This is a genomic window from Micromonospora sp. DT81.3 (assembly GCF_049847225.1).
Taxonomy (GTDB): domain Bacteria; phylum Actinomycetota; class Actinomycetes; order Actinomycetales; family Microbacteriaceae; genus Microbacterium.
In genome coordinates this window covers 643,449-668,297 of sequence record NZ_JBNCNY010000002.1, presented here as the reverse complement: position 1 = coordinate 668,297, position 24,849 = coordinate 643,449, and the positions used below count along the sequence as shown (strand labels likewise).

Annotated in this window: 23 protein-coding genes, 1 pseudogene and 1 riboswitch; of the genes and pseudogenes, 7 read left to right on the top strand and 17 right to left on the bottom strand. The window is 70.5% G+C overall.

The window, feature by feature from the left end:
* Positions 1-13 precede the first annotated feature (13 nt).
* Genes ACPW96_RS07330 through ACPW96_RS07310 form a run of 5 tightly spaced genes read left to right on the top strand, consistent with a single transcriptional unit; the run spans position 14 to position 4,165 of the window.
* Entirely contained in the window at positions 14-994 is a 981-nt protein-coding gene (locus ACPW96_RS07330) for a carbohydrate ABC transporter permease (RefSeq protein WP_425882515.1), read from the top strand.
* On the top strand, positions 991-1,953 hold the full coding sequence (locus tag ACPW96_RS07325; protein ID WP_425882514.1) for a carbohydrate ABC transporter permease: 963 nt from the start codon (positions 991-993) through the stop codon (positions 1,951-1,953). The genes ACPW96_RS07330 and ACPW96_RS07325 overlap by 4 nt, the downstream gene beginning before the upstream one ends.
* A gap of 43 nt (positions 1,954-1,996) precedes the next feature.
* Positions 1,997-2,938, top strand: coding sequence for an ROK family protein (locus ACPW96_RS07320; RefSeq protein ID WP_425882513.1), 942 nt, complete (start codon positions 1,997-1,999; stop codon positions 2,936-2,938).
* Complete coding sequence (locus tag ACPW96_RS07315) at positions 2,931-3,710, top strand: glucosamine-6-phosphate deaminase (RefSeq protein WP_425882512.1); 780 nt, start codon at positions 2,931-2,933, stop codon at positions 3,708-3,710. The genes ACPW96_RS07320 and ACPW96_RS07315 overlap by 8 nt, the downstream gene beginning before the upstream one ends.
* A gap of 59 nt (positions 3,711-3,769) precedes the next feature.
* Positions 3,770-4,165 carry a PPOX class F420-dependent oxidoreductase gene (locus ACPW96_RS07310; protein ID WP_425882511.1) on the top strand — a complete coding sequence of 132 codons (396 nt, stop codon included), beginning with the start codon at positions 3,770-3,772 and terminating at the stop codon, positions 4,163-4,165.
* A 15-nt stretch (positions 4,166-4,180) separates the two neighbouring features.
* Here ACPW96_RS07310 and ACPW96_RS07305 read toward each other — a convergent pair whose 3' ends face one another.
* From ACPW96_RS07305 to ACPW96_RS07280, 6 genes are all read right to left on the bottom strand, one after another.
* Positions 4,181-4,582 (bottom strand): NUDIX hydrolase, encoded by a 402-nt coding sequence (locus ACPW96_RS07305; protein WP_425816883.1) that lies wholly within the window; start codon positions 4,580-4,582, stop codon positions 4,181-4,183.
* Positions 4,579-5,976 carry an FAD-binding oxidoreductase gene (locus ACPW96_RS07300; protein WP_425882510.1) on the bottom strand — a complete coding sequence of 466 codons (1,398 nt, stop codon included), beginning with the start codon at positions 5,974-5,976 and terminating at the stop codon, positions 4,579-4,581. Before ACPW96_RS07300 ends, ACPW96_RS07305 begins: the two co-directional genes overlap by 4 nt.
* Positions 5,973-6,359, bottom strand: a complete 387-nt coding sequence (locus ACPW96_RS07295) for a YrdB family protein (RefSeq protein WP_425882509.1) — start codon at positions 6,357-6,359, stop codon at positions 5,973-5,975. Before ACPW96_RS07295 ends, ACPW96_RS07300 begins: the two co-directional genes overlap by 4 nt.
* A 112-nt stretch (positions 6,360-6,471) precedes the next feature.
* On the bottom strand, positions 6,472-8,931 hold the full coding sequence (locus ACPW96_RS07290; RefSeq protein WP_425882508.1) for a sigma-70 family RNA polymerase sigma factor: 2,460 nt from the start codon (positions 8,929-8,931) through the stop codon (positions 6,472-6,474).
* Between the two features lie 392 nt (positions 8,932-9,323).
* Positions 9,324-10,478, bottom strand: coding sequence for an N-acetylglucosamine-6-phosphate deacetylase (gene nagA / locus ACPW96_RS07285; protein ID WP_425816891.1), 1,155 nt, complete (start codon positions 10,476-10,478; stop codon positions 9,324-9,326).
* A complete protein-coding gene (locus ACPW96_RS07280) occupies positions 10,475-11,938 on the bottom strand; it encodes a family 20 glycosylhydrolase (RefSeq protein WP_425882507.1) in 1,464 nt (487 codons plus the stop codon). Before ACPW96_RS07280 ends, nagA begins: the two co-directional genes overlap by 4 nt.
* A gap of 52 nt (positions 11,939-11,990) precedes the next feature.
* A riboswitch (ZMP/ZTP riboswitch) is annotated at positions 11,991-12,074 on the top strand.
* Between the two features lie 37 nt (positions 12,075-12,111).
* Here ACPW96_RS07280 and glyA point away from each other — a divergent pair.
* Together glyA and ACPW96_RS07270 are read left to right on the top strand one after the other, a co-directional pair.
* The gene (gene glyA / locus ACPW96_RS07275) at positions 12,112-13,386 is read left to right on the top strand and encodes a serine hydroxymethyltransferase (protein WP_425882506.1); all 1,275 of its coding nucleotides are present in this window, start codon (positions 12,112-12,114) and stop codon (positions 13,384-13,386) included.
* 185 nt (positions 13,387-13,571) lie between these two features.
* Positions 13,572-14,459 (top strand): bifunctional methylenetetrahydrofolate dehydrogenase/methenyltetrahydrofolate cyclohydrolase, encoded by an 888-nt coding sequence (locus ACPW96_RS07270; RefSeq protein WP_425882505.1) that lies wholly within the window; start codon positions 13,572-13,574, stop codon positions 14,457-14,459.
* 227 nt (positions 14,460-14,686) lie between these two features.
* Here ACPW96_RS07270 and ACPW96_RS07265 read toward each other — a convergent pair whose 3' ends face one another.
* The 11 genes and pseudogenes from ACPW96_RS07265 to ACPW96_RS07215 form a co-directional block, all read right to left on the bottom strand.
* Entirely contained in the window at positions 14,687-15,424 is a 738-nt protein-coding gene (locus tag ACPW96_RS07265) for an amino acid ABC transporter ATP-binding protein (protein WP_425882504.1), read from the bottom strand.
* Complete coding sequence (locus tag ACPW96_RS07260; RefSeq protein ID WP_425816901.1) at positions 15,421-16,293, bottom strand: amino acid ABC transporter permease; 873 nt, start codon at positions 16,291-16,293, stop codon at positions 15,421-15,423. Before ACPW96_RS07260 ends, ACPW96_RS07265 begins: the two co-directional genes overlap by 4 nt.
* 78 nt (positions 16,294-16,371) lie before the next feature.
* Complete coding sequence (locus ACPW96_RS07255; protein ID WP_425882503.1) at positions 16,372-17,226, bottom strand: ABC transporter substrate-binding protein; 855 nt, start codon at positions 17,224-17,226, stop codon at positions 16,372-16,374.
* Positions 17,227-17,383: 157 nt separating this feature from the next.
* On the bottom strand, positions 17,384-17,941 hold the full coding sequence (locus tag ACPW96_RS07250; protein ID WP_425816905.1) for a hypothetical protein: 558 nt from the start codon (positions 17,939-17,941) through the stop codon (positions 17,384-17,386).
* Between the two features lie 85 nt (positions 17,942-18,026).
* Positions 18,027-18,842, bottom strand: a complete 816-nt coding sequence (locus tag ACPW96_RS07245; RefSeq protein ID WP_425816907.1) for a transglutaminase-like domain-containing protein — start codon at positions 18,840-18,842, stop codon at positions 18,027-18,029.
* Positions 18,843-18,877: 35 nt separating this feature from the next.
* Entirely contained in the window at positions 18,878-19,678 is an 801-nt protein-coding gene (locus ACPW96_RS07240; protein WP_425882502.1) for an HpcH/HpaI aldolase family protein, read from the bottom strand.
* Positions 19,663-20,448 (bottom strand): fumarylacetoacetate hydrolase family protein, encoded by a 786-nt coding sequence (locus ACPW96_RS07235; RefSeq protein WP_425882501.1) that lies wholly within the window; start codon positions 20,446-20,448, stop codon positions 19,663-19,665. The genes ACPW96_RS07240 and ACPW96_RS07235 overlap by 16 nt, the downstream gene beginning before the upstream one ends.
* Before the next feature lie 89 nt (positions 20,449-20,537).
* Positions 20,538-21,635, bottom strand: coding sequence for a 3,4-dihydroxyphenylacetate 2,3-dioxygenase (gene hpaD, locus ACPW96_RS07230; protein ID WP_425882500.1), 1,098 nt, complete (start codon positions 21,633-21,635; stop codon positions 20,538-20,540).
* Between the two features lie 108 nt (positions 21,636-21,743).
* The gene (hpaE, locus tag ACPW96_RS07225) at positions 21,744-23,306 is read right to left on the bottom strand and encodes a 5-carboxymethyl-2-hydroxymuconate semialdehyde dehydrogenase (protein WP_425882499.1); all 1,563 of its coding nucleotides are present in this window, start codon (positions 23,304-23,306) and stop codon (positions 21,744-21,746) included.
* Positions 23,303-24,013: a GntR family transcriptional regulator gene (locus ACPW96_RS07220; protein ID WP_425816917.1), complete on the bottom strand. Its 711-nt coding sequence runs from the start codon at positions 24,011-24,013 to the stop codon at positions 23,303-23,305. The genes hpaE and ACPW96_RS07220 overlap by 4 nt, the downstream gene beginning before the upstream one ends.
* Positions 23,995-24,849, bottom strand: a pseudogene (locus ACPW96_RS07215) (hypothetical protein); the annotation flags it as partial. The gene ACPW96_RS07220 and the pseudogene ACPW96_RS07215, both read right to left, overlap by 19 nt.

Here is a 24,849-nt window from a genome sequence, read left to right as displayed (position 1 = left end):
GAGAGGAGGCGCCATGAGCGCGAACACCGCCACCCGTCGGCGCCCCGACAAGACGCCCAGCTGGGTGCCGCAGAGCGACGCGTACCTGCGCGAGCGCGTCAGGTTGCGCCGAGACGGCCGCGCGGGCTGGACCCTGCTCGCCCCGGCGGCGATCATCCTGGCGGTCATGGTCGGATATCCGGCCGTGCTCATGGTGATCCAGTCGTTCACCGACTACGAGGTGCGCGACAAGGTGCAGGGGACGCTGCCCGACTTCGTCGGCTTCGACAACTACATCGAGATCTTCACGCAGTCGGATTTCCCGGCGGTGCTGATGCGCAGCCTCGGGATCATGGTCGTTTTGACCGTGCTCTCGATGGGCTTCGGCATGCTCGTCGCCGTCCTGCTGACCAAGCTGACCAGAGGGTGGCGCATCCTCGTCTCCGTCGGGCTGCTGCTGGCATGGGCGATGCCGCCCCTCTCCGCCACCGTCGTCTGGGGCTGGATCTTCGACACCGAGTACGGACTGGTCAACTACCTGCTCAACACGATCACGGGCACCAGCGACTGGACCAACCACTCGTGGCTGATCGACCCGCTGTCGTTCTACTTCGTGCTCACGATCCTCATCGTGTGGCAGAGCGTGCCGTTCGTGGCCTTCACGACCTATGCCGCCCTCGGTCAGGTCCCCGGTGAGGTTCTCGAGGCAGCCGCCCTCGACGGCGCCAACGGCACCAAGCGCTTCCGCTTCGTCGTCTTCCCCTATCTGCGCAGCGTGCTGACGGTGGTGCTGATCCTTCAGATCATCTGGAACCTCCGCATCTTCACCCAGGTCTACGCGCTGCAGAGCCGCGGCGGGATCGCCTCCGAGACGAACGTGCTGGGCACCTACCTGTTCCGCCAGGGCCTGGGCGAGTTCGGCATCACGGCTGCCATCGGCGTCGTGATGGTGATCCTGCTGCTCACGCTGTCGTGGGGCTACATCCGCACCACACTCAAGGAGGAGGAGCTGTGAGCTACCAGGTCACTCCCGCCACGCAGCTCGGCACCATGGGTGTCGACGAGGTGCTCGACGAGGCAGCACCCAAGCCCCCGAAGAAAGGGTCGATCGAGGCGCACCGCCCCTCGGCCAAGAAGGTCGGCGTCCGCGCCCTCCTCAACATCGCCGCCTTCATCGTCTTCTTCGCGAGCGTGTTCCCCGTCTACTGGATGGTGAACATGTCGTTCACCCCCGGCAACAAGATCATCAGCCGCACGCCGAGCCTTCTTCCCCTGGACTTCACGTGGCAGAACTACGTCACCGCCTGGACCCGCGAGGCGGCGCCCGGTCAGACAGACTTCCCTCACGCGCTTCTGACGTCGACGATCGTCACGGTAGGCGTCATCGTCGTCACGCTGCTGTTCGCGTTCCTCGCCTCCGTCGCCGTCGCGCGCTTCCACTTCCGCGGCCGCCGCGGGTTCATCGTCGCGGTGCTCATCGTGCAGATGGTGCCCGGCGAGGCGATGATGTTCACGATCTACGGCATGATCGACGACTGGCGTCTGATGAACACGATGCTCGGCCTCGGCATCGTCTACGTCGCGGCGGTCGTGCCCTTCACGATCTGGACGCTGCGGGGCTTCGTGGCCGGCGTGCCGGCCGATCTGGAAGAGGCGGCGATGATCGACGGGTGCACCAAGTCGCAGGCGTTCTGGCGGGTCACATTCCCCCTGCTCGCGCCTGGTCTCGTCGCGACCGGCATCTTCGCCTTCATCCAGTCGTGGAACGAGTTCACGATGGCCCTGCTGCTGATGAAGGGCTACAACCTGACACTGCCCACCTGGCTCAACTCCTTCCAATCCGCCACCGAGGCCACCAATTGGGGTGCCGTCATGGCCGGCTCGACGATGATCGCCATCCCCGTCGTGATCTTCTTCCTCTTCGTGCAGGGGCGGATGACGGGCGGCCTGGTCTCCGGGGCGGTCAAGGGCTGATGTGCACGCACCAAACGGCCGACTCCCACGGGGAGGTCGGCTCATGAGGGTGGGCCTGGATGTCGGGGGCACCAAGACCGACGCGGTCGCGGTGTCGCCCGCCGGCGAGATCGTGGGGCGGGTGCGCCTCGCCACCGGCTGGGGACCGGATGCCGTGGTCGCCACGGTGCTGCGCGCCGTCGCCGCGCTCAGCCGCGACGCCGGCATCGCGTCGGGGGAGATCTCCTCCATCGGCGTGGGCATCCCCGGTCAGGTCGAGCCGGGTTCGTCGCTCGTGACGCACGCGGTGAACCTCGGAGTCGACGAGCTCGATCTGGGGGCGGCCCTCGAACCGCAGCTCGGTGTGGCCGTGCGGGTCGAGAACGATGTCAAGGCCGCGGCGCTCGGCGCCGACGCGCTCCGCCCCGGCGATGGCAACGGCCGGGCTCGCTCGATGGCGTTCCTCAATGTCGGAACCGGCATCGCCGCGGGCATCGTGACCGGCGGGGAGCTGTGGCGCGGGGCGCGCGGGACCGCCGGTGAGGTCGGGCACATCTCGATCGATCCGAACGGGCCCCTCTGCCGCTGCGGACAGCGCGGCTGCATCGAGGCGTTCGCCGGCGGCGCGGCCATCGCCCAGAGGTGGGGACGACCCGGTGCCCTGCCGGTGCGCGACGTCTTCGATGCCGCCGACGCGGGCGACCCGACCGCGCACGCGCTGCGAGCGGGGCTCGCGCACGGGATCGCCGCCGGAGTTCGCGTGCTCGTGCTGACCGCGGACGTCGACGCCGTCGTGCTGGGAGGGGGCCTCACCGCACTGGGCGGCCGTCTGGCGCCGGACGTGCGCCGAGAGCTGCGCGACGGGGCCGCGGCATCCGCCTTCATGCAGTCCCTCCGCCTCGAGGAGCGCTTCGAACTGCTGCCCGCCGGATCCCCCGCGGCCGCCTTCGGTGCCGCGCTGGTGGGTGCGACGCGGGACCCCGAGGGAGTATTGACGCATGGCTGAGATCGTCATCGTTCCGGATGCCGCGGCCGCCGGCGCCCTCGTGGCCGACGAGATCGCGCGTCTGATCCGCCGGACGCCCGATGTGGTGCTCGGGCTGGCGACGGGATCCACCCCTGTGCCGGTGTACGAGGCGCTGCCCGAGCGACTGCAGGGCCTCGACCTCTCCTCCGTGCGCGGATTCGCCCTCGACGAGTACGTGGGCCTCGACCCGGCGCACCCGGAGAGCTACCGCTCCGTGATCGCGCGTGAGGTGATCGAGCCGCTCGGCCTCGATCCGGCCCGCATCCGGGTGCCCGACGGCCGGCTCCAGGGCATCCAGCATGCCGGTGAGGACTACGAGGCGGCGCTCGGGGCGGCCGGGGGAGTGGAGCTGCAGCTGCTCGGCATCGGCACCGACGGCCACATCGGCTTCAACGAGCCCGGGTCGTCGTTCGCCTCCCTGACGCGTGTCAAGACCCTGACCGAGCAGACTCGTTCCGACAACGCGCGGTTCTTCGACTCGATCGACGACGTCCCCCGGCATTGCATCACCCAGGGACTCGGCACCATCCTCCGCGCCGGGCACCTCGTGCTGCTCGCCTTCGGCGACAGCAAGGCCGAGGCGGTGGCCGGCGCCGTGGAGGGCCCCGTCACGGCCTCGCTCCCCGCATCCGCGATTCAGCTGCACCCGCACGCCACGGTCGTGATCGACGAAGAGGCGGCATCCGGCCTGCGTTTCGCCGACTACTACCGGTACACGTTCGACAACAAGCCCGAGTGGCAGGGCCTGTAGCGGCCGCCGGTTCTCGGCCAGCGCGCCGGCACCCCCGACGACCGACGTAGGGTCGAGCAATGATCCTTCCCGACGGACTCCTCGACCTGCTGCGCGCGCCGAGCACCTGCTACATCGCGACGCTCATGCGGGATGGCTCGCCGCAGCTGACGCAGGTCTGGGTCGACACCGATGGCGAGCATGTGATCGTCAACAGCGTCGACACGCACCTCAAGGTCCGCAACATCCGTCGCGATCCCCGCGTCGCCCTGACGATCAGCGATCCCGCCAAGCCGCGACGTTTCTTCCAGGTGCGGGGTCGCGCGCTGAGCGTGACCGCGGAAGGCGGCGCCGAGCACATCGACACCCTCTCGGAGAAGTACAGCGGCAAGCCCTATGGCTGGTACGGCGGCCGCGACCAGGTGCGTGTGATCATCACGATCGGGGCCGACAGGATCAGCAGCGTCGGCGGCTGACCGCCCCGCGTCCGCTCAGCCCCAGGCCAGCGCGAGCAGGAAGTCCAGGCTCAGCGGGGCCAGCGCCATCGTCGAGACATCGGCGGGAGTGATCCAGCGCACTTCGGCGATCTCGGCGTGCGCCGACACGGCATCGGGCTCCGCGGCGACGCGGAACGCGGCCGCGACGACGCGATGCCCCGGCTCGTTGGCCGCATCCGCTTCGAACGTCCCGAGCGGCTGCAGATCGTGCGGCTGGACGACGAGGCCCACCTCCTCGTGCAGCTCGCGCGCCAGGGCTTCGGCGGCGCTCTCGCCGGTCTCGGGCTTGCCCCCCGGCTGCATGAACACCGAGGTGCCGTGCTTGCGGACGACCAGCACCCGCCCATCGACATCCGTGATCACGGCAGCGCTGACGAAGATCCGCGGGGACGTCACTCCGTGAAAACCTTGCCGGGGTTGAGGATTCCCTGCGGATCGAAGACGCGGGTGATCTCGCGCTGCAGCTTCCACTGGTCGTCCCCGAGCTCGTCGGCGAGCCACCGCCGCTTCAGCAGGCCGATGCCGTGCTCGCCGGTCAGCGTGCCGCCGAGGCGGAGGGCGGCGCGGAAGAGGTCGTCCGCGGCATCCCAGATGTGAGCCGGCACCTCGCCGTCCGGAAGGGCGTCGAAGATGAAGTTCGGATGCAGGTTGCCATCGCCCGCGTGCGCCACCGTCGGGATCGTCACGCCGTGCTCGCGCTCGACCCGCGCGATCTCGTCGAACATCTCGGGGAGGCGGCTGCGCGGTACGGAGACGTCCTCGATCAGCGTCGTGCCGAGCGCCTCCATCGCCGGATGCATCGACCGGCGGATCGCCAGCAGCCGTTCGCCCTCGGCCGGGTCGTGCGTCAGCGAGACGGTCCCACCGCCGGCCGTGAGCACCGCCGCGATCGCGTCGGCCTCGACATCCGCCGCAGGCCCATCGGTCTGGATCGTGAGCTGAGCGGCGCCGGGCGTGGGGGCCGGCAGCGCGAGCAGCCGGTGCACCGCCTCCAGGCACGCGGCGTCCATCAGCTCCATGATCGACGGCTGCAGTCCGGCCGCGGTCACTGCGGAAGACGCGGCAGCGGCGGCGCGCACGTCGGGGAACGTCGCGGCCACGGTGCACGGCACCCCGGGCACGAGCCGGCGCAGTTTGAGCGTCGCCCCGACGATGACGCCGAGGGTGCCCTCCGATCCGATGACGAGCGACGTGAGGTCGAGTCCGGTGACGCCCTTGACGCTGCGGTGACCGAGCCGCAGGATGCGCCCATCGGCCAGCACGAGGTCGATGCCCAGCACCGCGTCCCGCACGACCCCGTACTTCGCACAGAGCAGGCCGCCGGCGCCGGTGGCGATGTTGCCGCCGACCGTCGAGATGGCGCGGCTCGCCGGATCGGGCGCCCACCACAGGCCGTGCCCCGCGAGGTGGGCGTTGAGCTCGGCGTTCAGGATGCCGGGCTCGACGACGGCGAGCAGATCGTCCGGGCGCACCTCGAGGATGCGGGTCATGCCGCGGGTCGAGAGCGCGATCTCACCGGGGCCGGCGTTCGCCCCACCGGCGAGGCCCGTGCCCGCGCCGCGGGTCACCACCGGCGTGTCCGTCTCGCTCGCGATGCGCAGCGTCGCCTGCACGTCTTCGACGGATGCCGCGTGCACGACGGCGAGCGGCGCACCCGTGGACCGGTGCCCGGACTTGTCGGCGCGGGCGTCTTCGAGCGCCGCGGGGCTCGTGTCGACGTGCTCGCCGAGGTCGGCGCGCAGGCGCGCCAGCACGTCGGTCGCCACGTCGGTTCGCAGGTGTGCCGTCATGAGAGTCGCCGGCGACCCGAGAGCACTCCCGACGTGACGGCGACCACGGCGAAGGCGATACCGATCCAGGTCTGCCCCATGCTCCACCACGCGATGGTCGCCGACGCGAAGATCAGGAGTTCCACGAAGGAGCGCACGAAGAGGTGCGTGGGGATGACGGCTTTCGGGGATACGAACAGAGCCCAGAGCAGGATCGCTGCGGCGGGCGCCGCGATGCCGGCCACGATGTTCCACGGGAACGGCCACGCGAGGAAGCCCCAGAGCGCGAACGTGAGGAAGGCGAAGATCTCGGTGAGGAACCGGACGATGTCGAGGCCGGCCAGCGGGGCACGAGCAAGCGGCTCCTCGGGGCGCTGCGGAGCGACGGGCGACGACTCGGACATGGCTCCATTCTAGGCGCCGGCGCTGCGCCGCTCTTCGGCGTGACCCGCGAGGATGCGGGCCAGCGGGCCAGCGGGGATGCGGGCACTGTGCGGGCTCAGCGGGGATGCGGGCTCAGTAACGGGCGTCCCACACCGCGGGCGAGTGCTCGGGCGTGCTGTCACCGTCCGCATGCGCGAAACGCAGAGCGGATGTCGTGAATTCGCGCGCGCTGAATTCCAGGGTGACCGCGCCGCTCCCGTCGCCCCCCAGGGTCGTTGTCGCCCACAGTGCTCCGTCGACGAGAACCTCGACGGCGGCGCCGGGAGCGCCCGACAGGGAGACCGACAGGACGCGCGGCTCCCGCCCATCCGGCTCCGTCGCCGTCACCACGCCGACGGCGGGCGCTCCCGCGGGGGAGCCGAAGGGCGCCGGATCTGCGGGCTCTACCGGCGGGGTGCCGTCCTGCGGGCTTCCCGGGTTGTGCGGGGTCGCTGGTGTCTGAGGAGCAGCGTCGGTCTGAGAAGGGTCGTTCCCGGAAGGCGTGTCGTTCTGAGGAGTGGGGTCGCTCTCCGGAGCGGGGCTGGGCGATGAAGTCGTCTCGGACTCCGCCTCTGGAAGGACATCGACCGGGGGGACCTCGCCCGGCGCCACCGCGTCGTCCACCTGCGGGTCGGTCACAGACTCGGCGGGCACCGTCGGAGCGTCGACGATGACCTGCTCCCCTTCGCCGGGGGCAGTGCCCGGCAGGTCGCCGGGCCAAGGACCCTCCGGGGGAAGTGATGAACTGGAGGGAGGAGAGATGGCGGCGTCACCGCTGGACGGAGCGCTCGCGTCATTCGTCGAGACGGAGCTGGCGGGTGGCCCGGCCACGATGGATGGAGCAACGGTGCCGGCTACGACGGCGCCGACCACCACGACGCTCGCTGCGGCGATACTCGCAGCGGCGGTCAGGCCCGAGAGCATCCCTCCGGCGGCGATACCGGCCGAAGCGCCCGCCAGTCCCGCCCCGGCGGCGAGCCCGGCCCCGACAACCGCGCCGGCGCCTGCGGCGGCGCTCGCACCGGCGGCGACGCTCGAAACCGCGACGGCGCCGGCAGCGGCGGCGCCCGCACCGGCGGCGGCGCCTGCACCGGTCGCAGCGGCCGCTCCTGCGGCTCCCGCTCCGGCGGCGCCTGCACCGGCTGCGGCTCCGGCCGCGCCCGCTCCTGCGGCGCCGGCGCTCGCGAGCCCGGCTCCTGCTGCGCCGGCGCTTGCGCCTGCGGCGCCTGCGCCGGCCCCAGCGACGGCCGCCCCGCCCGCTGTCGTACCTGCACCCGCAGCGCCGACGCCCGCTGCGCCCGCACCTGCGCTCGCAGCGCTGATTCCGGCTCCGGCAGCGCCGGCTCCGGCAGCGCCTGTGCCGGCGGCACCCGCGCCCGTTCCGGCGACCACGCCCGAGCCTGCCGCGCTGACGCCCGAGCCTGCCGCGCTGACGCCCGTTCCGGCGGCGCTGACGCCCGTTCCGGCTGCGCTGACGCCCGTTCCCGCGGCGCTCACGCCGGTTCCGGCGGCACCGAAGCCCGTTCCGGCGGCGCTCGCACCGGTGCCTGCGGCTCCGGCGCCCATTCCGGCCGCGCCCGACCCAGCGGCGCCGACGCCGGTTCCCGCCGCAGCCGAGCCTGCCGCGCCCGCGCCGGTTCCCGCCGCACCCGCGGCGCCTGCCGACGTTCCGACGGTGACGGCGCCCTCGGTGATCGTCGAGGGCATCGCAGCCAACGCCACGATGGCCACTCCGCCGCCCTGCACCGACGCGAGGTAACCGGCGGCGCCGGCCACCCCCACGGTGAGGGGGAGGAGGACGAGCGCCAGGCGGTGCGAGACGTGCTTGGCCTCACCGGCGACGATCGCACAGCGCGCGCACTCCGACAGGTGCGTCTCGAGCCTGACGGTGTTGCGGGTGCTGAGGTTGTTCCGTGCGTACGTCCCGAGCCGCTCGATGGTCCACTGGCAGTCCGAGCCGTCCTCGACGCTGCGCAGGTGCGCCTGGATCCAGGCCTCGCGAAGCCCCTCGCGGGCGCGGAACGTGAGCTGCGCGACAGCCGTGGGCTTCATGCCCAGGAGGGGCGCGATCTCGGCGGGCTTCATCTGCTCGACCTCCGAGTACCAGAGCACCTCCTGCCAGCGCGAAGGCAGGCTCTGGAATGCCCGGTGGGTGAGGCTGCGGTCGAGGGCGTCGTCGGTCGCCTCTTCGGTGGTTGCCGGGTCCTCGATGGCGTCGAGCTCGTCGGATGGGAGTTCCTTGCGCGAGCGACCCCACGCGGCCGCCGTGTTGCGGATGCTGGTGAAGAGGTAGGCGCGGAACGAACCGGTCGGCCCTCCACCCCTGAGGATGGACTGGTAGATGCGGGCGTAGGCCTCTTGCACGAGGTCGTCAGCGTCGAGGCTGGACGTGACCGACCGCGCGACGGTGACCGCGGACCGATAGTGCCGCCGCCAGAGTTCGCCGAACGCATCGCGGTTTCCCGAGCGCGTCCGCAGCACCAGTTCGGCATCGGCCGTGTCGCCGAGCAGCGGTGGCGTTCCCTCGGTCGGGGATCCGTCGGGTCTGATCATGGTGCTCCGGGTCTTCGGCGCTGAGGACGGTGCGGGTCCGAGAAGGCACGCGCTGAAGTGCGGTCCCCGGCCCCTTACCCATTCTCATGGTCAGCGCCCGTTTCGCCTAGCCCGACGGCGGATTCCCAGGGCAAGAAGAAACTTTCCCGGATCGGCGTAATAGACGGGGGCATCCGACGTCTCATCAGCAGGAAGGTCTGTCGGCAGCTCATCGGGGGATGAGCGTCCGGCAAGAGCGACTCGCGGCCCGGAGCGCATCCGAGAGCGGGTTCAGATGGGCCCCGGGTCTACCACGGGGGAGGGAGACCCGGGCCCGTCATTCCCCGCAGGGGGCCGTCGCTGGGGACGGCGGTGAGACGCGACGGTGGGGAAGCGGTGCGGGCTGTCCGCACTCAGACCAGCGGGGCGCCCGCCGTCCACACGCCGCACACTTCCAGTCCCGCCGTCAGCAGCACGGCGTCCGCCGAGAATCCTTCCGCGAGGCTCCCGAGCCGATCGCTCATTCCGATTGCGCCGGCGGGTGTGCTCGTCAGCGCTGCGACGGCCTCTTCCAGCGGCACGCCGGCGGCGACCACCAGCCGAAGAGCAGCGTCCTGCGTGGAGGTCGATCCTGCGATCGATCCGCCGCCATGGAGCCGTGCGACTCCGTCGACCACGTCCACCGCGAGGTCGCCGAGGGAGTAGTGCCCATCGCCGGCGCCCGCCGCGGCCATCGCGTCGGTGATGAGCGCGATTCGGCCGGGAGCAGAGGCGAAGAGCATGCGGATGATCCGGGCGTCGACGTGCACGCCGTCTCCGATCACCTCGAGCACGACGCGCGCATCGTTCGCGGCGGCGCCCACGGGGCCCGGTGCTCGGTGATGGAGCCCCCGCATGGCGTTGAATGCGTGCGTCAGCATCGTCGCGCCGGCATCGAAGGCGGCGACGGACCGGCCGGCGTCGGCATCCGTATGTCCCACCGCCGCGGCGGCGCCGGCCCGGGTCACGAGACCGATCGCCTCCATCCCGCCCGCCAGTTCGGGCGCCAGCGTCACCTGACGAAGGGTTCCTCGTCCGGCGGTCAGCAGAGCGGCCAGTGCCGCCGGGTCCGGGTTCCGCAGGAACTCGGCCCGGTGGGCGCCGCGGTGGCCGGCATCCAGGAACGGTCCCTCCAGATGCGAGCCGAGCACGTCGGGATCGGTCTCCGTGAGGTCGGCGACCATGCGCACGCGACGTTCCAGATCGTCCAGGGGCGCCGTCACCAGCGAGATCACGGCGCGCGTCGTTCCATGGGCTCGGTGCAGGGCACGGGCCGCGCGGATCGCATCCGGGCCGTCGTCGTACGAGAAGCCGGCGCCGCCGTGCCCATGGATGTCGATGAAGCCCGGCGTCAGCAGGGCACCGGCCCCCGCCACCTCGGTGGCATCCACGATCGTGCCGGCCGCGGCATCCCGCCATCCCGTTCCCGCACCGGTCTCGGCGACGACGCCGCCGTCGAAGAGGACCCATCCGTCGTCCACGATCCTCCCGCCCGTTACCAGGCGTGCGGAGTGAAGGACGGTCCTCACGAAGCGCCCGTGCCCGAGCCCGGCGCCCAGTCGATCTCGCCGGAGCGGTGGAACCCCGTCCCCTGGCTCGCCCACAGCGGTCCGAGGGCACCGACGCGCGCGCGGAAGGAGTCCCAGGTGCGCAGGGCCGAGTCCGCCGGGGACCAGCCGATCTCAGCCGCCGAGGCGATCCGCGGGAAGGCGAGCTGGTCGATGTCTGCGAGGGTCGCAACCGTCTCGGTCCAGAGCGGCGCCTCGACGCCCAGGATGTCGTCATCCTGGATGCCGGGCACGATGGCGGCGGGGTCCCACGAGTACGAGCGCTCGACGCTGGTCGGACCGTCGGCCCACGTCAGCCCCAGGGGCGTCGACGAGTCGTACTTCATGTCCAGGTAGGTCGCATCGGCGGGTGAGAGGATGACGCGGCCGCCGTTCGCGACGAAGGCACGAGCCTCTGCCGCCTGGTGCTCGGCCGGCGTGCGCAGCTGCCAGTACTGTCCGACCGTGCCGAGGGCGAGCCCGGAGGCGGCCCCGGCCTCGTGCCAGGCGATCGGAGTTTTGCGCGTGCCGGCGATGATCTGCGAGACCCGCGCGACGAAGGCCTGGAAGTCCTCCGCTGGCGTGCCGAGGGCCTCGTCGCCGCCGAGGTGCAGGTAGGGCCCCGGCGTCATCTCGGCGAGCTCGCCGAACACGTCGGCGAGGAACGCGTAGGTCGCCTCGTCGTGGATCTTGAGTGAGGAGAACCCGACGGCCCAGCCGGTGTACGGCTCGCCGGTCACGGGCAGTTCCTGCCCGAGTTCCCGGGCGGCGACGGCGTGCAGGTCGGTCAGCACCGGCGCCTCGGTCAGCTCCGGGTACGCGAGAGTCACCGCGTGGGTGTGGCCGGGCACATCGATCTCGGGCACCACGATCATGTGGCGGGATGCCGCGTACGCGACGATCTCGCGGTACTGGGCCTTCGTGTAGAAGCCACCAGGATCGCCGTTCGCCGACGTGCCGGAGGCGGTCTCGGTCAGCCTCGGCCACGCCTCGATCTCGATGCGCCAGCCCTGGTCGTCGGTGAGGTGCAGGTGCAGCGCGTTGAGCTTCAGCGCCGCGGCGCGGTCGATGTAGGCCTTGACGACCTCGACCGGGAAGAAGTGCCTGGCCACGTCGAGCATGACACCGCGGTAGGGGAAGCGCGGAGCGTCCCGGATGGCCGCGGCCGGCACGATCCACCGCCCGCCGCGCTCGGTGACGAGCTGCGTGAGGCTCTGGCGGGCGTAGAAGAGCCCGGCCTCGGTCTCCGCCTCGGCGCGCATCGCCAGGTCGTCGATGTACAGGCGATAGCCCTCCGCCCCCAGGCCCTCGCCCGAGACCAGCTCTTCGTCGATGGCGTCCAGCGCGGTCTCGATGGCGGCGTCCAGGTTTTGCGCGTCGAGCAGGTACGAGGCGGCGTGGGACAGGTCCTGGAAGACCGCCGGAGCGGGCACGATGTGCATGTAAGGAACCCTAACAAAAGCCCCCGCATCCGTCACCCCCCATCCGGTATGCTCATCAGGTCGCGACTGGCGTTGAGGTGGGCCACCACCGGGAAGCGACCGACACGGCATTCGACCGCACGCCTGGGCCGATGCGGACCTTCTTTTTCCGAGCCGTCGTCAAGGAGCACGCTGTGACCGACCCCTACTTTCACGCCCCCCTCTCCGAAGTCGATCCCGAGATCGCACAGGTGCTGCAGCGCGAGCTCGACCGCCAGCGCGGGTTCCTCGAGATGATCGCGTCCGAGAACTTCGTGCCCGTCTCCGTGCTGCAGTCCCAGGGCTCCGTCCTCACGAACAAGTACGCCGAGGGATACCCCGGCCGGCGCTACTACGGCGGGTGCGAAGAGGTGGATGTCGCGGAGGAGCTCGCCATCGAGCGGGCCAAGGCCCTCTTCGGCGCAGAGTTCGCGAACGTGCAGCCCCACTCGGGCGCCACCGCGAACGCCGCCGTGCTGCACGCCATCGCGCGCCCCGGCGACACCCTGCTCGGACTCGCGCTCGATCAGGGCGGACACCTGACGCACGGCATGAAGATCAACTTCTCGGGCCGCCTCTACAACATCGTCGCCTACGGCGTGGACCCCGAGACCTCGATCATCGACATGGACGAGGTGCGCCGCCTCGCGATCGAGCACAAGCCCAAGGTGATCATCGCCGGCTGGTCGGCCTACCCCCGTCAGCTCGACTTCGCGCGGTTCCGCGAGATCGCCGACGAGGTCGGCGCACTGCTCTGGGTCGACATGGCGCACTTCGCCGGGCTCGTCGCGGCCGGTGTCCACCCGTCGCCGGTGCCGCACGCGCACGTCGTCTCGTCGACGGTGCACAAGACGATCGGCGGACCGCGTTCGGGCTTCATCCTGACGAACGACGCCGACCTGGCGAAGAAGATCAACACCGCGGTGTTCCCGGGTCAGCAGGGCGGGCCGCTCATGCACGTCATCGCGGCCAAGGCCACGGCGTTCAAGCTCGCCGCCACCCCGAAGTTCCGCGACCGCCAGGAGCGCACGGTGCGCGGAGCGCACATCGTCGCCGAGCGGCTGACGCAGCAGGACGTCGCGGATGCCGGCATCGCGATCCGCTCCGGCGGCACCGACGTGCACCTCGTGCTCGTCGACCTCCGCGACGCCGAGATCGACGGCAAGCAGGCCGAAGACCTGCTGCACGACATCCACATCACGGTGAATCGCAATGCGGTGCCCAACGACCCTCGTCCGCCGATGGTCACGTCCGGCCTGCGCATCGGCACCCCGGCGCTGGCCACGCGCGGCTTCGGCGACGAGGAGTTCGCCGAGGTCGCCGACATCATCGCGCTCGCCCTGCTCCCGAACGTGGATGCCGAGGGACTCCGGGCCCGGGTCGCGGCCCTGACCGCCCGGTTCCCGCTGTACCCCGACCTGCACCAGTAGGCGGCCGGAGCCCGCCGGACCCGCGCCGCCGGACCGCGCCGGTTCGGTTTCATCGAGAATCGTCGGGCGGCCGAGGATCCGTGCGACGCGCCGAGTCTGGGCCGCAGGGCCGAGTCTCGATCCAGCGGCGGGGAACGGGACCCGCGTCGGGGGCCGGCGAAAGAGGAATGAGAGAAGGGAACGACATGACAGCGCAGAAGCTCGACGGCATCGCGACCGCGACGGCGATCAAGGCCGAACTGACCGAGAGGGTCACGGCGCTCGCCGCGCGCGGCATCGTTCCGGGACTCGGCACGCTGCTCGTCGGCGATGATCCGGGGTCACGCTCCTATGTCACGGGGAAGCACCGCGACTGTGCCGAGGTCGGTGTCGCCTCGATCCAGGTCGAGCTGCCGGCATCCGCTTCGTTCGACGAGATCGCGGATGCCGTCCGCGCGCTCAACGACGACCCGGCCGTGACCGGCTTCATCGTGCAGCTTCCGCTGCCGAAGGGCATCGACGAGAACGCGATCCTCGAGCTCGTCGACCCCGCGAAGGACGCCGACGGGCTGCACCCCACGAACCTCGGACGGCTCGTGCTCGGCGTCGACCCGGCGGCCGCCGTTGCGGCCCCGCTGCCGTGCACGCCGGCCGGGATCATCGAGCTGCTCACCCGTCACGGAGTCGGGATCTCCGGCAGACAGGTGACGGTGATCGGACGAGGCATCACGGTGGGGCGGCCGCTCGGGCTGCTGCTGACCCGCAAGGGCACCGATGCCACCGTCACGCTGACGCACTCCCGGACGGTGGATCTTGCGGCCGAGGTGCGCCGTGCCGACATCGTGGTCGCGGCCGTCGGCCAGCCGCACCTCGTGAAGGCGGACTGGATCAAGCCCGGCGCCGCCGTGCTCGACGTCGGCGTCACGCGTGTCGGCACCACCGAGGGCGGCCGGGCCAAACTCGCCGGGGATGTCGACCCCGCCGTGGCGGAGGTGGCGGGATGGCTCTCGCCGAATCCCGGGGGAGTGGGTCCGATGACCCGCGCCCTGCTGGTGTCGAACGTCGTCGAGTCCGCGGAGCGCGCGGCCGGCTGAGCGGGCGCGGCCGGCGCGGGTTTCGGGAGGAGATCTGCGTTCCGGAGGGCCGGAACGGCCCGCGGCATCCTCCCGATCCCGGATCTCCTCCCGAACCTGCGCCGGATGACGCGAACTGCGAGCCGTGGACCGCAGGGAGGGCCGGAACGGCGCGCGCCATCCTCCCTATTCGGGATCTCCTCCCGAACGGCCGCGCGTCCCAACCGGCACCGGGACCGGGGTGGGCCTCAGGCGCGGAAGCGCGCGAGGAACTCCTGGGTGCGCGGCTCGCGCGGCGCCCCGAAAACCGCGGCCGGTGACCCCTGCTCGAGGATGCGGCCCCCGTCGAGGAACACGACGCGATGGGCAACGTCGCGGGCGAAGGCCATCTCGTGGGTCGCCATGACGATCGTGGCGCCGTCCGCGGCGAGCTGGCGCACTAGGTCGAGCACCTCCGCGACCAGCTCCGGATCCAGGGCGCTCGTGATCTCATCGAGCAGCAGCAGCTCGGGCGCCGTGGCGATCGCCCGCACCAGCGCGGCCCGCTGCTGCTGCCCCCCCGAGAGGCGGTCGGGATGATCCTGGGCCTTCGCCGCGAGGCCGACGCGTTCGAGCAGGCGCATGCCCTCGGCATCCGCCTGCCGGCGCGGCATCCGCTGCACGCGCCGCATCGCCAGGGTCACGTTCTCGAGCACGCTCATGTGCGGGAAGAGGTTGTACTGCTGGAAGACGACCCCGATGCGGGCACGCACCGCGTCGGCGTTCACGCGGGGGTCGCTGACGTCCAGGCCCGACAGCCAGATCTGCCCGTCATCGATCCGCTCGAGCAGGTTCACGGTCCGCAGCAGGGTCGACTTTCCAGAGCCGCTCGCGCCGATCAGCGCGACCACCTCGCCCGGCTCGACGATGAGGTCGATGCCGCGCAGCACGACGTGGTCGTCGAAGGATTTCGACACGCCGTCCAGGCGCAGCACCGGCTCGGTCATACGATGCCGCCGACCTGCTCGCGCGCCCGCACCCGCGCCGTGTACCAGTCGGTGAGGCGGATCGTCGGAATCGCGAGCAGCACGAACAGCAGGCCGGCGACGACGTACGGCGTGAAGTTGAAGAACCTCGCCGTCTCGATCTGGGCCGCTCGCACGGCATCCACCGCACCCAGGATGGAGATCAGCCCGACGTCCTTCTGCAGTGCCACGAAGTCGTTCATCAACGCCGGGGTCACCTTGCGGACGGCCTGCGGGACGACGACCAGGCGCATGGTCTTCGCGTGGCTCAGTCCGAGCGAGCGCGCGGCCTGGCGCTGCGACGGATGCACGGCCTCGATGCCCGCGCGGAACACCTCCGAGACGTAGGCCGAGTAGGTGAGGGTCAGGGCGATGGTGCCCCACACCTCCGCGGGCACGCGCACGGGGATGAGCCCGAGTCCCGGGATGCCGAAGCCGACCAGGTACAGCACGATGATGAGCGGCACGCCGCGGAAGAGGTCGGTGTAGGCGGCGGCGAAGACCCGCAGCGGCAGCCAGATCGGACCCCGCAGTGTGCGGATCGTGGCGAGGAGCAGGGCTACGAGCACCACCAGGACCGACGCCATCGCCAGCACGCGGAGGTTGAGCAGGAAGCCCTCCCAGACCCGGGGCAGCGACGCGACGAACACCTCGCCGTTGAAGAACGTCTGCTGAACCACCGCCCAGCCGGGCGTGTTCAGGAGCGCGACCCATACCACCGCCGCGAGGACGAGCGTCGAGAGCAGGCTGAGGAGGACAGACCTGCCGCCCTGCCGCTTGCGATATGCCTGTCGCTCGAGTTCGACGGCGCTGGGCGCGTGCGCTGAGAGGATGCCGGGCGGGCCTGTCATCGAGCCAGGCTAGTCGAGCGCCGACGCGGGCTCATTCCAGCAACCGGACAGTGCTCATTCGAGCAGCGGGGCCAGTGCTCATTCGAGCAGCGGCGCCTGGCCCTCGCCCCCGAGCCACTCCGTCGCCAGCTCGTCGAGCACCCCGCGTTCCCGCAGCGCATCCACCGCCGCGGTCACGTCTTCGGTGAGCGGCGAGTCCTTGGCGAGCACGAGGCCGAAGCGATCGGCATCCGCACCCTCGATGGCCGGCAGCTGCCCGACGAGCACGCCGTCGGTCAGCTCGACCCCCGAGATGTAGAAGGCGGTGGGCAGGTCGAGGACGATCGCGTCGACCTGGCCGTTCTCGAGGGCGAGCTTGGCGTCGTCGTTGGAATTGAACGCCTGGGCGCCCTGCGTCGGCGCGATGACCTGCTCGATGGCGGTGAAGCTGGTCGTGCCGGTCTGGGCGCCGATCAGGAGCCCCTGCAGGTCGGCGATCGAGGATGCATCGGCCGCGGGGGAGTCGCCGGTGGTCACGACGACCTGCGTGGTCTCGTAGTACGGCGAGCTGAAGTCCACCGACTGCTCCCGCTCCTCGGTGATGGAGAACTGCTGCAGGTTGAAGTCGAAGTCCTTGGGTCCTGGTGCGATGGCCTCGTCGAAGGTCGTGCGCACCCAGACGACGTCGTCCTCGGCGAAGCCGAGCTCCTCCGCCACGGCGTACGCGACGGCGGACTCGAAGCCCTCCCCGCTCTCGGGCTCGTCGTCGATCACCCAGGGGTAGTAGGCCGGTTCGCCGGTGCCTACGGTGAGTCTTCCGGGTGTCACGTAGCCGCTGTCGGCGTCGTTCGATTCCGCCGGAGCGGAGGCGCCGGACGCACACCCCGTGAGGGCGAGCGCCGCGATCGCGACGCCGACCGTCGCGGCGCGCAAGGAGGAGCGGAAGTGCGGCATGGTGCCTCCAGTACTCGGGATGCCGCGGTCCGGGCGCGGCCCCACTATTCTCCCGCGGGGTGGCGTGGACGCCTCGGGTGCGGGTCGGTTTGTTACATGACCTTCATGCGAGCTCGGCTCTCCGGCGGGAGCGCCCTGCAGGGCGGCGCGAGACGGCTCAGCCGAGGTCGTCGAGCATCTTGCGCTGCTCGGGCGTGAGGCCGTCCTTGAGCTCCCGCTGCACCTCGGCCGTGGCCGAAGCGGGTCGCGGGGCGTCCGTCAGCGGCACGGTGCCACCCGCCGTCGCCCTCCGCTTGCCGGCGGCCCGGTCGTACAGCGCGCCGGCGTGTCCCTCGACGCGATCATCGATCGCGGCGTAGATCGCCCAGCCGATGAGCAGGATGAGCGGCGGAAGCACGTAGCCCCAGAAGAAGCCGCCGACGTTGACGCCGGAGAGCAGCACGACCAGCATCCAGATGAGCAGCGCGACCACGTAGACGATCACGAACTCGACGAGGCGCTCGCCCACTTTGGTGCGCTGCGACGCCGACTTGGCGGACATCCGCGTGAACCACCCGTGTACGGCGGGCTTCACCCAGATCGTCCCGGCGGTCAGGATGACCGCGCCCCAGAACGCCGAGAAGCCGACGCGCGCCGGGGTGAGCCACCCGATCACGAGCAGCACGACGATGTTGAACACCAGGAGCGAGAGGAATCGCACGACCCATGTCTTCATACCCACTACGTTGCCACAGAGGACGAGCACCGTGCTCGGGCCTTGCGGGTTCGGCGCGGGTAGGCATCCCCCCAGCCCGAATCTCCTAGCGCAGCGCGACGAGCTTCGTCACGTCGTCGTACGGCAGCGTGTCGGACACCGCGGTCACCGTGATCTGGCCGAGCTCGATGCGGCCGGATGTCACGGTCAGGAACGCCGTGTCGGCGGCATCCCGTCCGGTCGCGATGCGCACCAGCGTCTGGCGCGGCGCCAGGGTGGTCGCGTCCACGACGTACCAGCCGCCGTCCACGTACGCCTCTGCGACCGCGTGGAAGTCCATCGGGTAGAGCCCCGGGGCGTACACGGACGCCATGCGCGCGGGGACGTTCAGTGCGCGCAGCAGGCCGACGGTGAGGTGCGCGAAGTCCCTGCAGACGCCCTGACGTGAGAGCAGCGTGCGCACTGCTCCATCGGTCGGCAGGCTCGACCCGCTCACGTACGCGAGCCGTGTGCCGACCCACGACGACACGGAGTGCAGCAGCTCGGCGGCGTCCTTGATGCCGGAGAACTCGGCGCCGGCCGTGGGTCCGAGCGAATCGGACTCGGCGTAGCGACTGGGCCGCAGATAGCGCACCAGGTCGGTCGGGTCGGGCTCTTCGAGTCCGGCGGCCGCGGGAACGGTCGCGGAGTAGTCGAAGCGGAGCTCGCCCACCGGTGCCTGCACCCGGTGCAGGCGGGTGCCGTGGGCATCGACGAGTTCCTCGGCTTCGATCTGCCGCCCGTCGACGCTCGCGTTGACCCACTCCTGCGACGGCTCGTAGATCTCGCCGACCGCGACCGAGAAGATCAGCTCGGCGGGCTCGGTGACCTTGACCGTGATGGTGCTGGCGACACTGCGCTGGGGAAGCTCTTCGGATGCCATACCCCAAGCGTGCCATGCTCCGGAGCGTGCCCCGTTCAGTAGCTCTCGCGCTCGCCGCCTTCGACCGGCGCGTAGCGGGCCGCGAGGCCCTCGGACCCGCGTGCAAGCAGCGCGACGTCCGCCCCCACGAGGATGAAGGACGCACCCGCGCCGAGGTAGCGATCGGCGAGTTCGGGATCGAATGCGTTCACGCCGACCGGGGTGCCGGCGGCGCGCACCGCATCGAAGGTGCGCATGACGGCGGCCTCGACATCCGGATGCGTCTGCTGACCGAGAAGACCCATGGATGCCGCGAGGTCGGACGGTCCGACGAAGACGCCGTCGATCCCGTCCACGGCGGCGATGTCCGCCGCCTCCTCGACACCCGCGACCGTCTCGATCTGGACGTACAGCGATACGTGCGCGTCGGCCGCCCCGAGGTAGTCGTCGACCCGGTTCCACCGCGCGGCCCGGGCCAGGGCGCTTCCGACGCCCCTCACGCCGCGTGGCGGATAGCGGACGGCGGCGACCATCTCGCGCGCCTGGTCCGCGGTGGACACCATCGGGATGAGCAGGTTCTGCGCCCCGAGATCGAGCAGCTGCTTCACCGTCACGACGTCGCCGACGGGTGCGCGCACGACCGGGGTGGTCGGGTAGGCGGCGACGGCCTGCAGCTGCGCGAGCGTGGATTCGAGCCCGTTCGGCGAGTGCTCCGTGTCGATCAGCAGCCAGTCCAGGCCCGCGCCGGCGCAGATCTCCGCGACGAGCGGCGAGCCGGAGCACACCCACATGCCGGCGAGCGGGCGGGCGGACTGCGCGATGCGCTCGCGGAACGTTGCGGCTAGCTGAAGCGGCACGAGATGGTCCCCATCGGTCCATAGTCGCAGTGCACCAGGTCGCCGCGCGACACCCACATCGGGCGCGTGAACGACCCGGCGAGGATGACCTCCCCCGCTTCGAGGCGGTCCCCGTGCTGGTGCAGCTTGTTGGCAAGCCACGCGACGCCGGTGGCCGGATGACCCAGGACACCGGCGGAGACGCCGGTCTCCTCGATCTCGCCGTTGCGGGACAGCACACCGGGCACCCACCGCAGGTCGATCTCGTCGGGGCGCTTCTGGGTCGATCCCAGCACCATCGCCCCGTACGCGGCGTTGTCCGAGATAGTGTCGACGATCGTGCGGCCCTCGAGCTCAATGTGCGAGTTCAGCACCTCGAGCGCCGGAACGGCGTAGTCGATCGCGGCCAGAGCATCCCCGAGCGTGCGGTCCGGGCCTGCGAGGGGCTGGGACAGCACGAAGGCCAGTTCGACCTCTATCCGGACGTTGGAGAAGAGGTCGACGGGGATCTCGGCGCCGCTCTCGTACACGGTGTCATCGAACATGACGCCGTAGTCGGGCTCTGTGATGCCGGTCGCCTGCTGCATCGCCTTGGACGTGAGCCCGATCTTGCGGCCGACGAGGCGGCGTCCGGCGGCGATGTTGCGGTCGCGCCAGACGGCCTGGATCGCGTAGGAGTCCTCGATCGTGGCGTCGGGGTAGCGCGCGGTGATCCGCGGGATCACCCCGTGCGTGCGGTCGGCCTCGGCCAGCTCCTCCGCGATCGCGGCGATGGTCGCGTCATCCAGCATCCTGCGTCTCCTTGTCGTTGTCACGCTACCCAGCGGTCCCTGAGCTTGTCGAAGGGTCGACGCCTCGAAAGGCTCGGCGACCGGGCAGCCTAGAGTTGGTGGCCCAGCTTGTACTCGCCCTGCTTCCAGCTCGGCAGCGCCTCGGCCGGCTCATCCGGGCGCGTGTAGGAGAACCCGTCGGCGCCGATCGTGACCGCCATCTCGCTGTCGTCGGTGCGCGCGACGAGCGGTTGCGGGCTGCCGTCGAGATCCAGAACGGTGGATGCCTCGGTGTACCAGGACGGCACCACGGGGTTGCCCCACCAGTCCCGGCGCTGGTTGTCGTGCACGTCCCATGTGACGACCGGATTGTCGGGGTCGCCCGTGTAATAGTCCTGTGTGTAGATCTCGATGCGGTGCCCGTCGGGATCGCGCAGGTAGAGGTAGAAGGCGTTCGACACGCCGTGGCGCCCCGGTCCGCGCTCGATCGCATCGGAGCGCCGGAGCGCCCCGAGCTTGTCGCAGATCGCGATGATGTTGTGCTTCTCGTGCGTCGCGAACGCGATGTGGTGCATACGAGGTCCGTCGCCACCGGTCATCGCGGTGTCGTGCACCGTGGGCTTGCGCCGCATCCACGCCGCGTAGACGGTGCCCTCCTCGTCCTGGATGTCTTCGGTCACGCGGAAGCCGAGATCCTCCATATACGCCACCGCACGGGGCACGTCGGGCGTGACCTGATTGAAGTGGTCCAGTCGCACGAGGGCACCCGGTGTGTAGAGGTCGTAGCGCCACGCGAGACGTTCGACGTGCTCGACGTCGTAGAAGAACTCGTACGGGAATCCGAGCGGATCCTCCACGCGCACGGAGTCGCCGATGCCCTTCGTGAAGCCCTCGGGGCGACGCTCGACGCGGCATCCGAGCTCCTCGTAGAACGCGACGGCGTTGTCGAGCTCTTGGGGGCTGCGCACCCGGTACGAGAAAGCGGCGACCGCGGCGACCGGACCCTTGCGCAGTACGAGATTGTGGTGGATGAACTCCTCGAACGAGCGCAGGTAGACGGCGTTCTCGTCCTCCTCGGTGACGATGAGGTCGAGCACGTCGACGTAGAACGCTCGGGATGCCGCGAGGTCGGTCACGACGATCTCCATGTACGCGCAGCGCAGGATGTCGGGTGCCGGGGCAGTGGGTGTGGGGAGGCGGTCATTCATATCAGCGTCCTTGCTTTCGTATCCGGTCCCCGAGCCTGTCGAGGGGTCGACGCCTCGACAGGCTCGGCGACCGGGATGGTGTGGGTCCGTCGACGAGACGAAGGGCCGTCAGCGGGGGTCGGGGTCGTCGAGGTCGGTCTCGCCGTGAGGGTTCGGCATCGGCGCCTTGCCGAAGGTCGGGTTGTGCGCCTCGCCGAGGGTGATGTGCACGGCCTGCTGGTCGGTGTAGAAGTCGATCGAGCGGTATCCGCCCTCGTGCCCGAGACCGGAGGCCTTGACACCGCCGAACGGGGTGCGGAGGTCCCGCACGTTGTTCGAGTTGAGCCACACCATCCCGGCCTCGATCGCCTGCGAGAAGTTGTGCGCGCGCTTGAGGTCGCTCGTCCAGACGTAGGCCGCGAGGCCGTACTTCACTCCGTTCGCCAGGGCGAGGGCCTCCTCGTCGGAGTCGAACGGAGTGATCGCGACGACCGGGCCGAAGATCTCCTCCTGGAAGATCCGGGCCTCCGGGGCGACATCCGCGAACACCGTCGGCGCGACGAAGTTGCCCGTCGGGAAGCCGTCGGGACGCCCGCCGCCGGCGACGAGCCGTGCCTCGGTCTTGCCGATCTCCACGTAGCTCATGACCTTGTCGTAGTGCTCCGGATGCACCAGCGCGCCGACCTCGGTGGCCGGATCGTGCGGATAGCCGACCACCACGCGCTTGGCCTGCGCGGCGTATCGCTCGACGAACTCGTCGTAGATCGGGCGTTCCACCAGGATTCGCGAACCCGCGGTGCAGCGCTCGCCGTTCAGCGAGAACACCCCGAAGATCGTGGCGTCGACGGCGGCCTCGAGGTCGGCGTCCGCGAACACGACGGCGGGTGACTTGCCGCCGAGCTCCATCGACAGCCCCTTCAGGAACGGCGCGGCGTTGCCGAAGATCAACTGCCCCGTGCGGCTCTCGCCCGTGAAGGAGATGAGGGGAACGTCCGGATGCTTCACCAGGGCGTCCCCGGCTTCCTCGCCCAGCCCGTTGACCAGGTTGAAGACCCCCTGCGGGAGACCCGACTCCTCGAAGATGCCCGCCCACAGTGAGGCCGACAGCGGAGTGAACTCCGCGGGCTTCAGCACGACCGTGTTGCCGGTCGCGAGGGCGGGGCCGAGCTTCCACGACTCCAGCATGAACGGGGTGTTCCAGGGTGTGATCAGCCCCGCCACGCCGATCGGCTTGCGGTTGACGTAGTTCATCTGGCGACCCGGCACCTTGAAGGCGTCATCCGTCTGCGCGACGATCAGGTCGGCGAAGAAGCGGAAGTTCTCGGCCGCCCGGCGGGCCTGGCCGAGCGCCTGGGTGATCGGCAGTCCGGAGTCGAAGCTCTCCAGCTCGGCCAGCCGGGCATCCCGCGACTCGACGATGTCGGCGATCCTGTGCAGCACGCGCGAGCGCTCGCGCGGCAGCATCCGAGGCCACGGTCCCTCGGTGAACGCACGCCGGGCGGATGCCACCGCCCGGTCGATGTCGGCCTTCTTGCCGGCTGCAGCCTGCAAGTACGTCTCGTTCGAGACGGGGTCGAGCACGTCGAACGTCGAGCCGTCCGCGGAGTCGACGAACTCGCCGTCGATGTAGTGCTGGATGCGGGTGGGCAGATCGGCGGGCACGTGCCCGCGGACCACGGCGGTGTCGGTCATCGCTTCTCCAGTTCTGCAAGTCGGGGGAGGCCGAGCGCCTCGTCGGGGTGCTCGTGCACGAGGTAGGCGTCGAGGGTCGCCGAGCGGTGGCGGCGGGCGGCGTCCTCGATCTCGCTCAGCGGTGCGCTGATCTCGATCAGCCGCACGATGTTCTCGTGCTCGCGCACGGACTCCGCCGCGCGACCGGGCACGAAGCTGAAGGTCGAGTCGCGGAGGTTGCCGAGCCGGCCCCATTCGCCGCGCACGATCTCGAGCAGACGCGGGTTCGCGCAGCGATCGAACAGCGTCGCGTGGAACTCCTGATTGAGCGCGGTGAACGAGTGCGGGTCGAAGTGGTCGAGCGTCTCGATCATCAGCGCATTGATCTCGCGGGCGCGGCGGATGTCGTCGGCACTGAGCTGCCGGGCCGAAAGCGCGGTCGCCGCTCCCTCGAGGATGCTGAGCGCCTGCATGCTGTTGCGGTAGGCCGAGTCATCCACCATCGACACGTGCGCGCCCACGTTCCGCTCGAACGTGACGAGCCCCTCGGCCTCCAGCTGGCGGATCGCCTCGCGGACGGGGACCACCGACATGTCGAGGTCCTTGGCCAGGTTGCCGAGGACGAGCCGGTAGCCGGGCGTGAAGTCCTGGCGGGCGATGCGCTCCTTGATGAAGTGATACGCCTGCTGCGACTTGCTGAGGTCGGATTTCACCGCGTCTTCCGCCACGTGCGGTACCTCGCCTTCCACGCGTCGTTCATCGGGAAGAGCCCATCCACCGGATGCCCCGCCCGCACCTGTTCGGCGACGAAGGCGTCTTCTTCCTCCTGCTCGAGGGCCGCATCGACGACCTCCTCGACGAGGGAGGGCGGGATGACGATCACGCCGTCACCGTCGCCCACGATGATGTCGCCCGGCTGTACCGTGGTGCCGCCGCAGCCGATCGTGACGTCGACGTCCCATGGCACGTGCTTGCGGCCGAGCACCGCCGGATGCGCGCCGTTGGAGAACACGGGGAGGTCGATGTCGGCGACCGTGTCGTAGTCGCGGACCCCGCCGTCCGTGACGATGCCGGCGGCGCCGACGGTGTACGCGCGCAGCGCGAGCACGTCGCCGAGCGTGCCGGAGCCGCGCTCGCCGCGCGCCTCGATGACGATCACCTCACCGGGCCGGACCGCGTCGAAGGCCCGCTTCTGCGCGTTGTAGCCGCCGCCGTGACTGGCGAAGAGGTCTTCGCGGCCCGGGACGAACCGGAGGGTCTTCGCCGTGCCGACGAGCTTGGTGCCCGGTCGGTTCGCGTGCACGCCGTCGATGGTCATGTTGTCGAGGCCCCGCTTGCGCAGCTGCGCGCTGAGTCCCGCCACGGGCGCGGCGACCAGCTTCGCGCGGAGTTCGTCGGAAAGGCCCTTCGCCCCTTCGACAGGCTCAGGGACCGATTCGCCGGTCGCCGAGCTTGTCGAGGCGTCGTCCTCGTTCTTCGCCCCTTCGACAGGCTCAGGGACCGATTCGCCGGTCGCCGAGCTTGTCGAGGCGTCGTCCTCGTTCTTCGCCCCTTCGACAGGCTC

Coding starts and splice junctions, on each gene's coding strand:
- ACPW96_RS07315 (WP_425882512.1), top strand. CDS start 2,931: ATGGCTGAGATCGTCATCGTTCCGGATGCCGCGGCCGCCGGCGCCCTC.
- ACPW96_RS07295 (WP_425882509.1), bottom strand. CDS start 6,359: ATGTCCGAGTCGTCGCCCGTCGCTCCGCAGCGCCCCGAGGAGCCGCTT.
- ACPW96_RS07250 (WP_425816905.1), bottom strand. CDS start 17,941: ATGAAGACATGGGTCGTGCGATTCCTCTCGCTCCTGGTGTTCAACATC.
- ACPW96_RS07235 (WP_425882501.1), bottom strand. CDS start 20,448: ATGCTGGATGACGCGACCATCGCCGCGATCGCGGAGGAGCTGGCCGAG.
- ACPW96_RS07290 (WP_425882508.1), bottom strand. CDS start 8,931: ATGATCAGACCCGACGGATCCCCGACCGAGGGAACGCCACCGCTGCTC.
- ACPW96_RS07310 (WP_425882511.1), top strand. CDS start 3,770: ATGATCCTTCCCGACGGACTCCTCGACCTGCTGCGCGCGCCGAGCACC.
- hpaE (WP_425882499.1), bottom strand. CDS start 23,306: ATGACCGACACCGCCGTGGTCCGCGGGCACGTGCCCGCCGATCTGCCC.
- ACPW96_RS07260 (WP_425816901.1), bottom strand. CDS start 16,293: ATGACAGGCCCGCCCGGCATCCTCTCAGCGCACGCGCCCAGCGCCGTC.
- ACPW96_RS07320 (WP_425882513.1), top strand. CDS start 1,997: ATGAGGGTGGGCCTGGATGTCGGGGGCACCAAGACCGACGCGGTCGCG.
- ACPW96_RS07330 (WP_425882515.1), top strand. CDS start 14: ATGAGCGCGAACACCGCCACCCGTCGGCGCCCCGACAAGACGCCCAGC.
- ACPW96_RS07255 (WP_425882503.1), bottom strand. CDS start 17,226: ATGCCGCACTTCCGCTCCTCCTTGCGCGCCGCGACGGTCGGCGTCGCG.
- ACPW96_RS07300 (WP_425882510.1), bottom strand. CDS start 5,976: ATGACGGCACACCTGCGAACCGACGTGGCGACCGACGTGCTGGCGCGC.
- ACPW96_RS07265 (WP_425882504.1), bottom strand. CDS start 15,424: ATGACCGAGCCGGTGCTGCGCCTGGACGGCGTGTCGAAATCCTTCGAC.
- ACPW96_RS07270 (WP_425882505.1), top strand. CDS start 13,572: ATGACAGCGCAGAAGCTCGACGGCATCGCGACCGCGACGGCGATCAAG.
- ACPW96_RS07245 (WP_425816907.1), bottom strand. CDS start 18,842: ATGGCATCCGAAGAGCTTCCCCAGCGCAGTGTCGCCAGCACCATCACG.
- hpaD (WP_425882500.1), bottom strand. CDS start 21,635: ATGAATGACCGCCTCCCCACACCCACTGCCCCGGCACCCGACATCCTG.
- ACPW96_RS07280 (WP_425882507.1), bottom strand. CDS start 11,938: ATGCACATCGTGCCCGCTCCGGCGGTCTTCCAGGACCTGTCCCACGCC.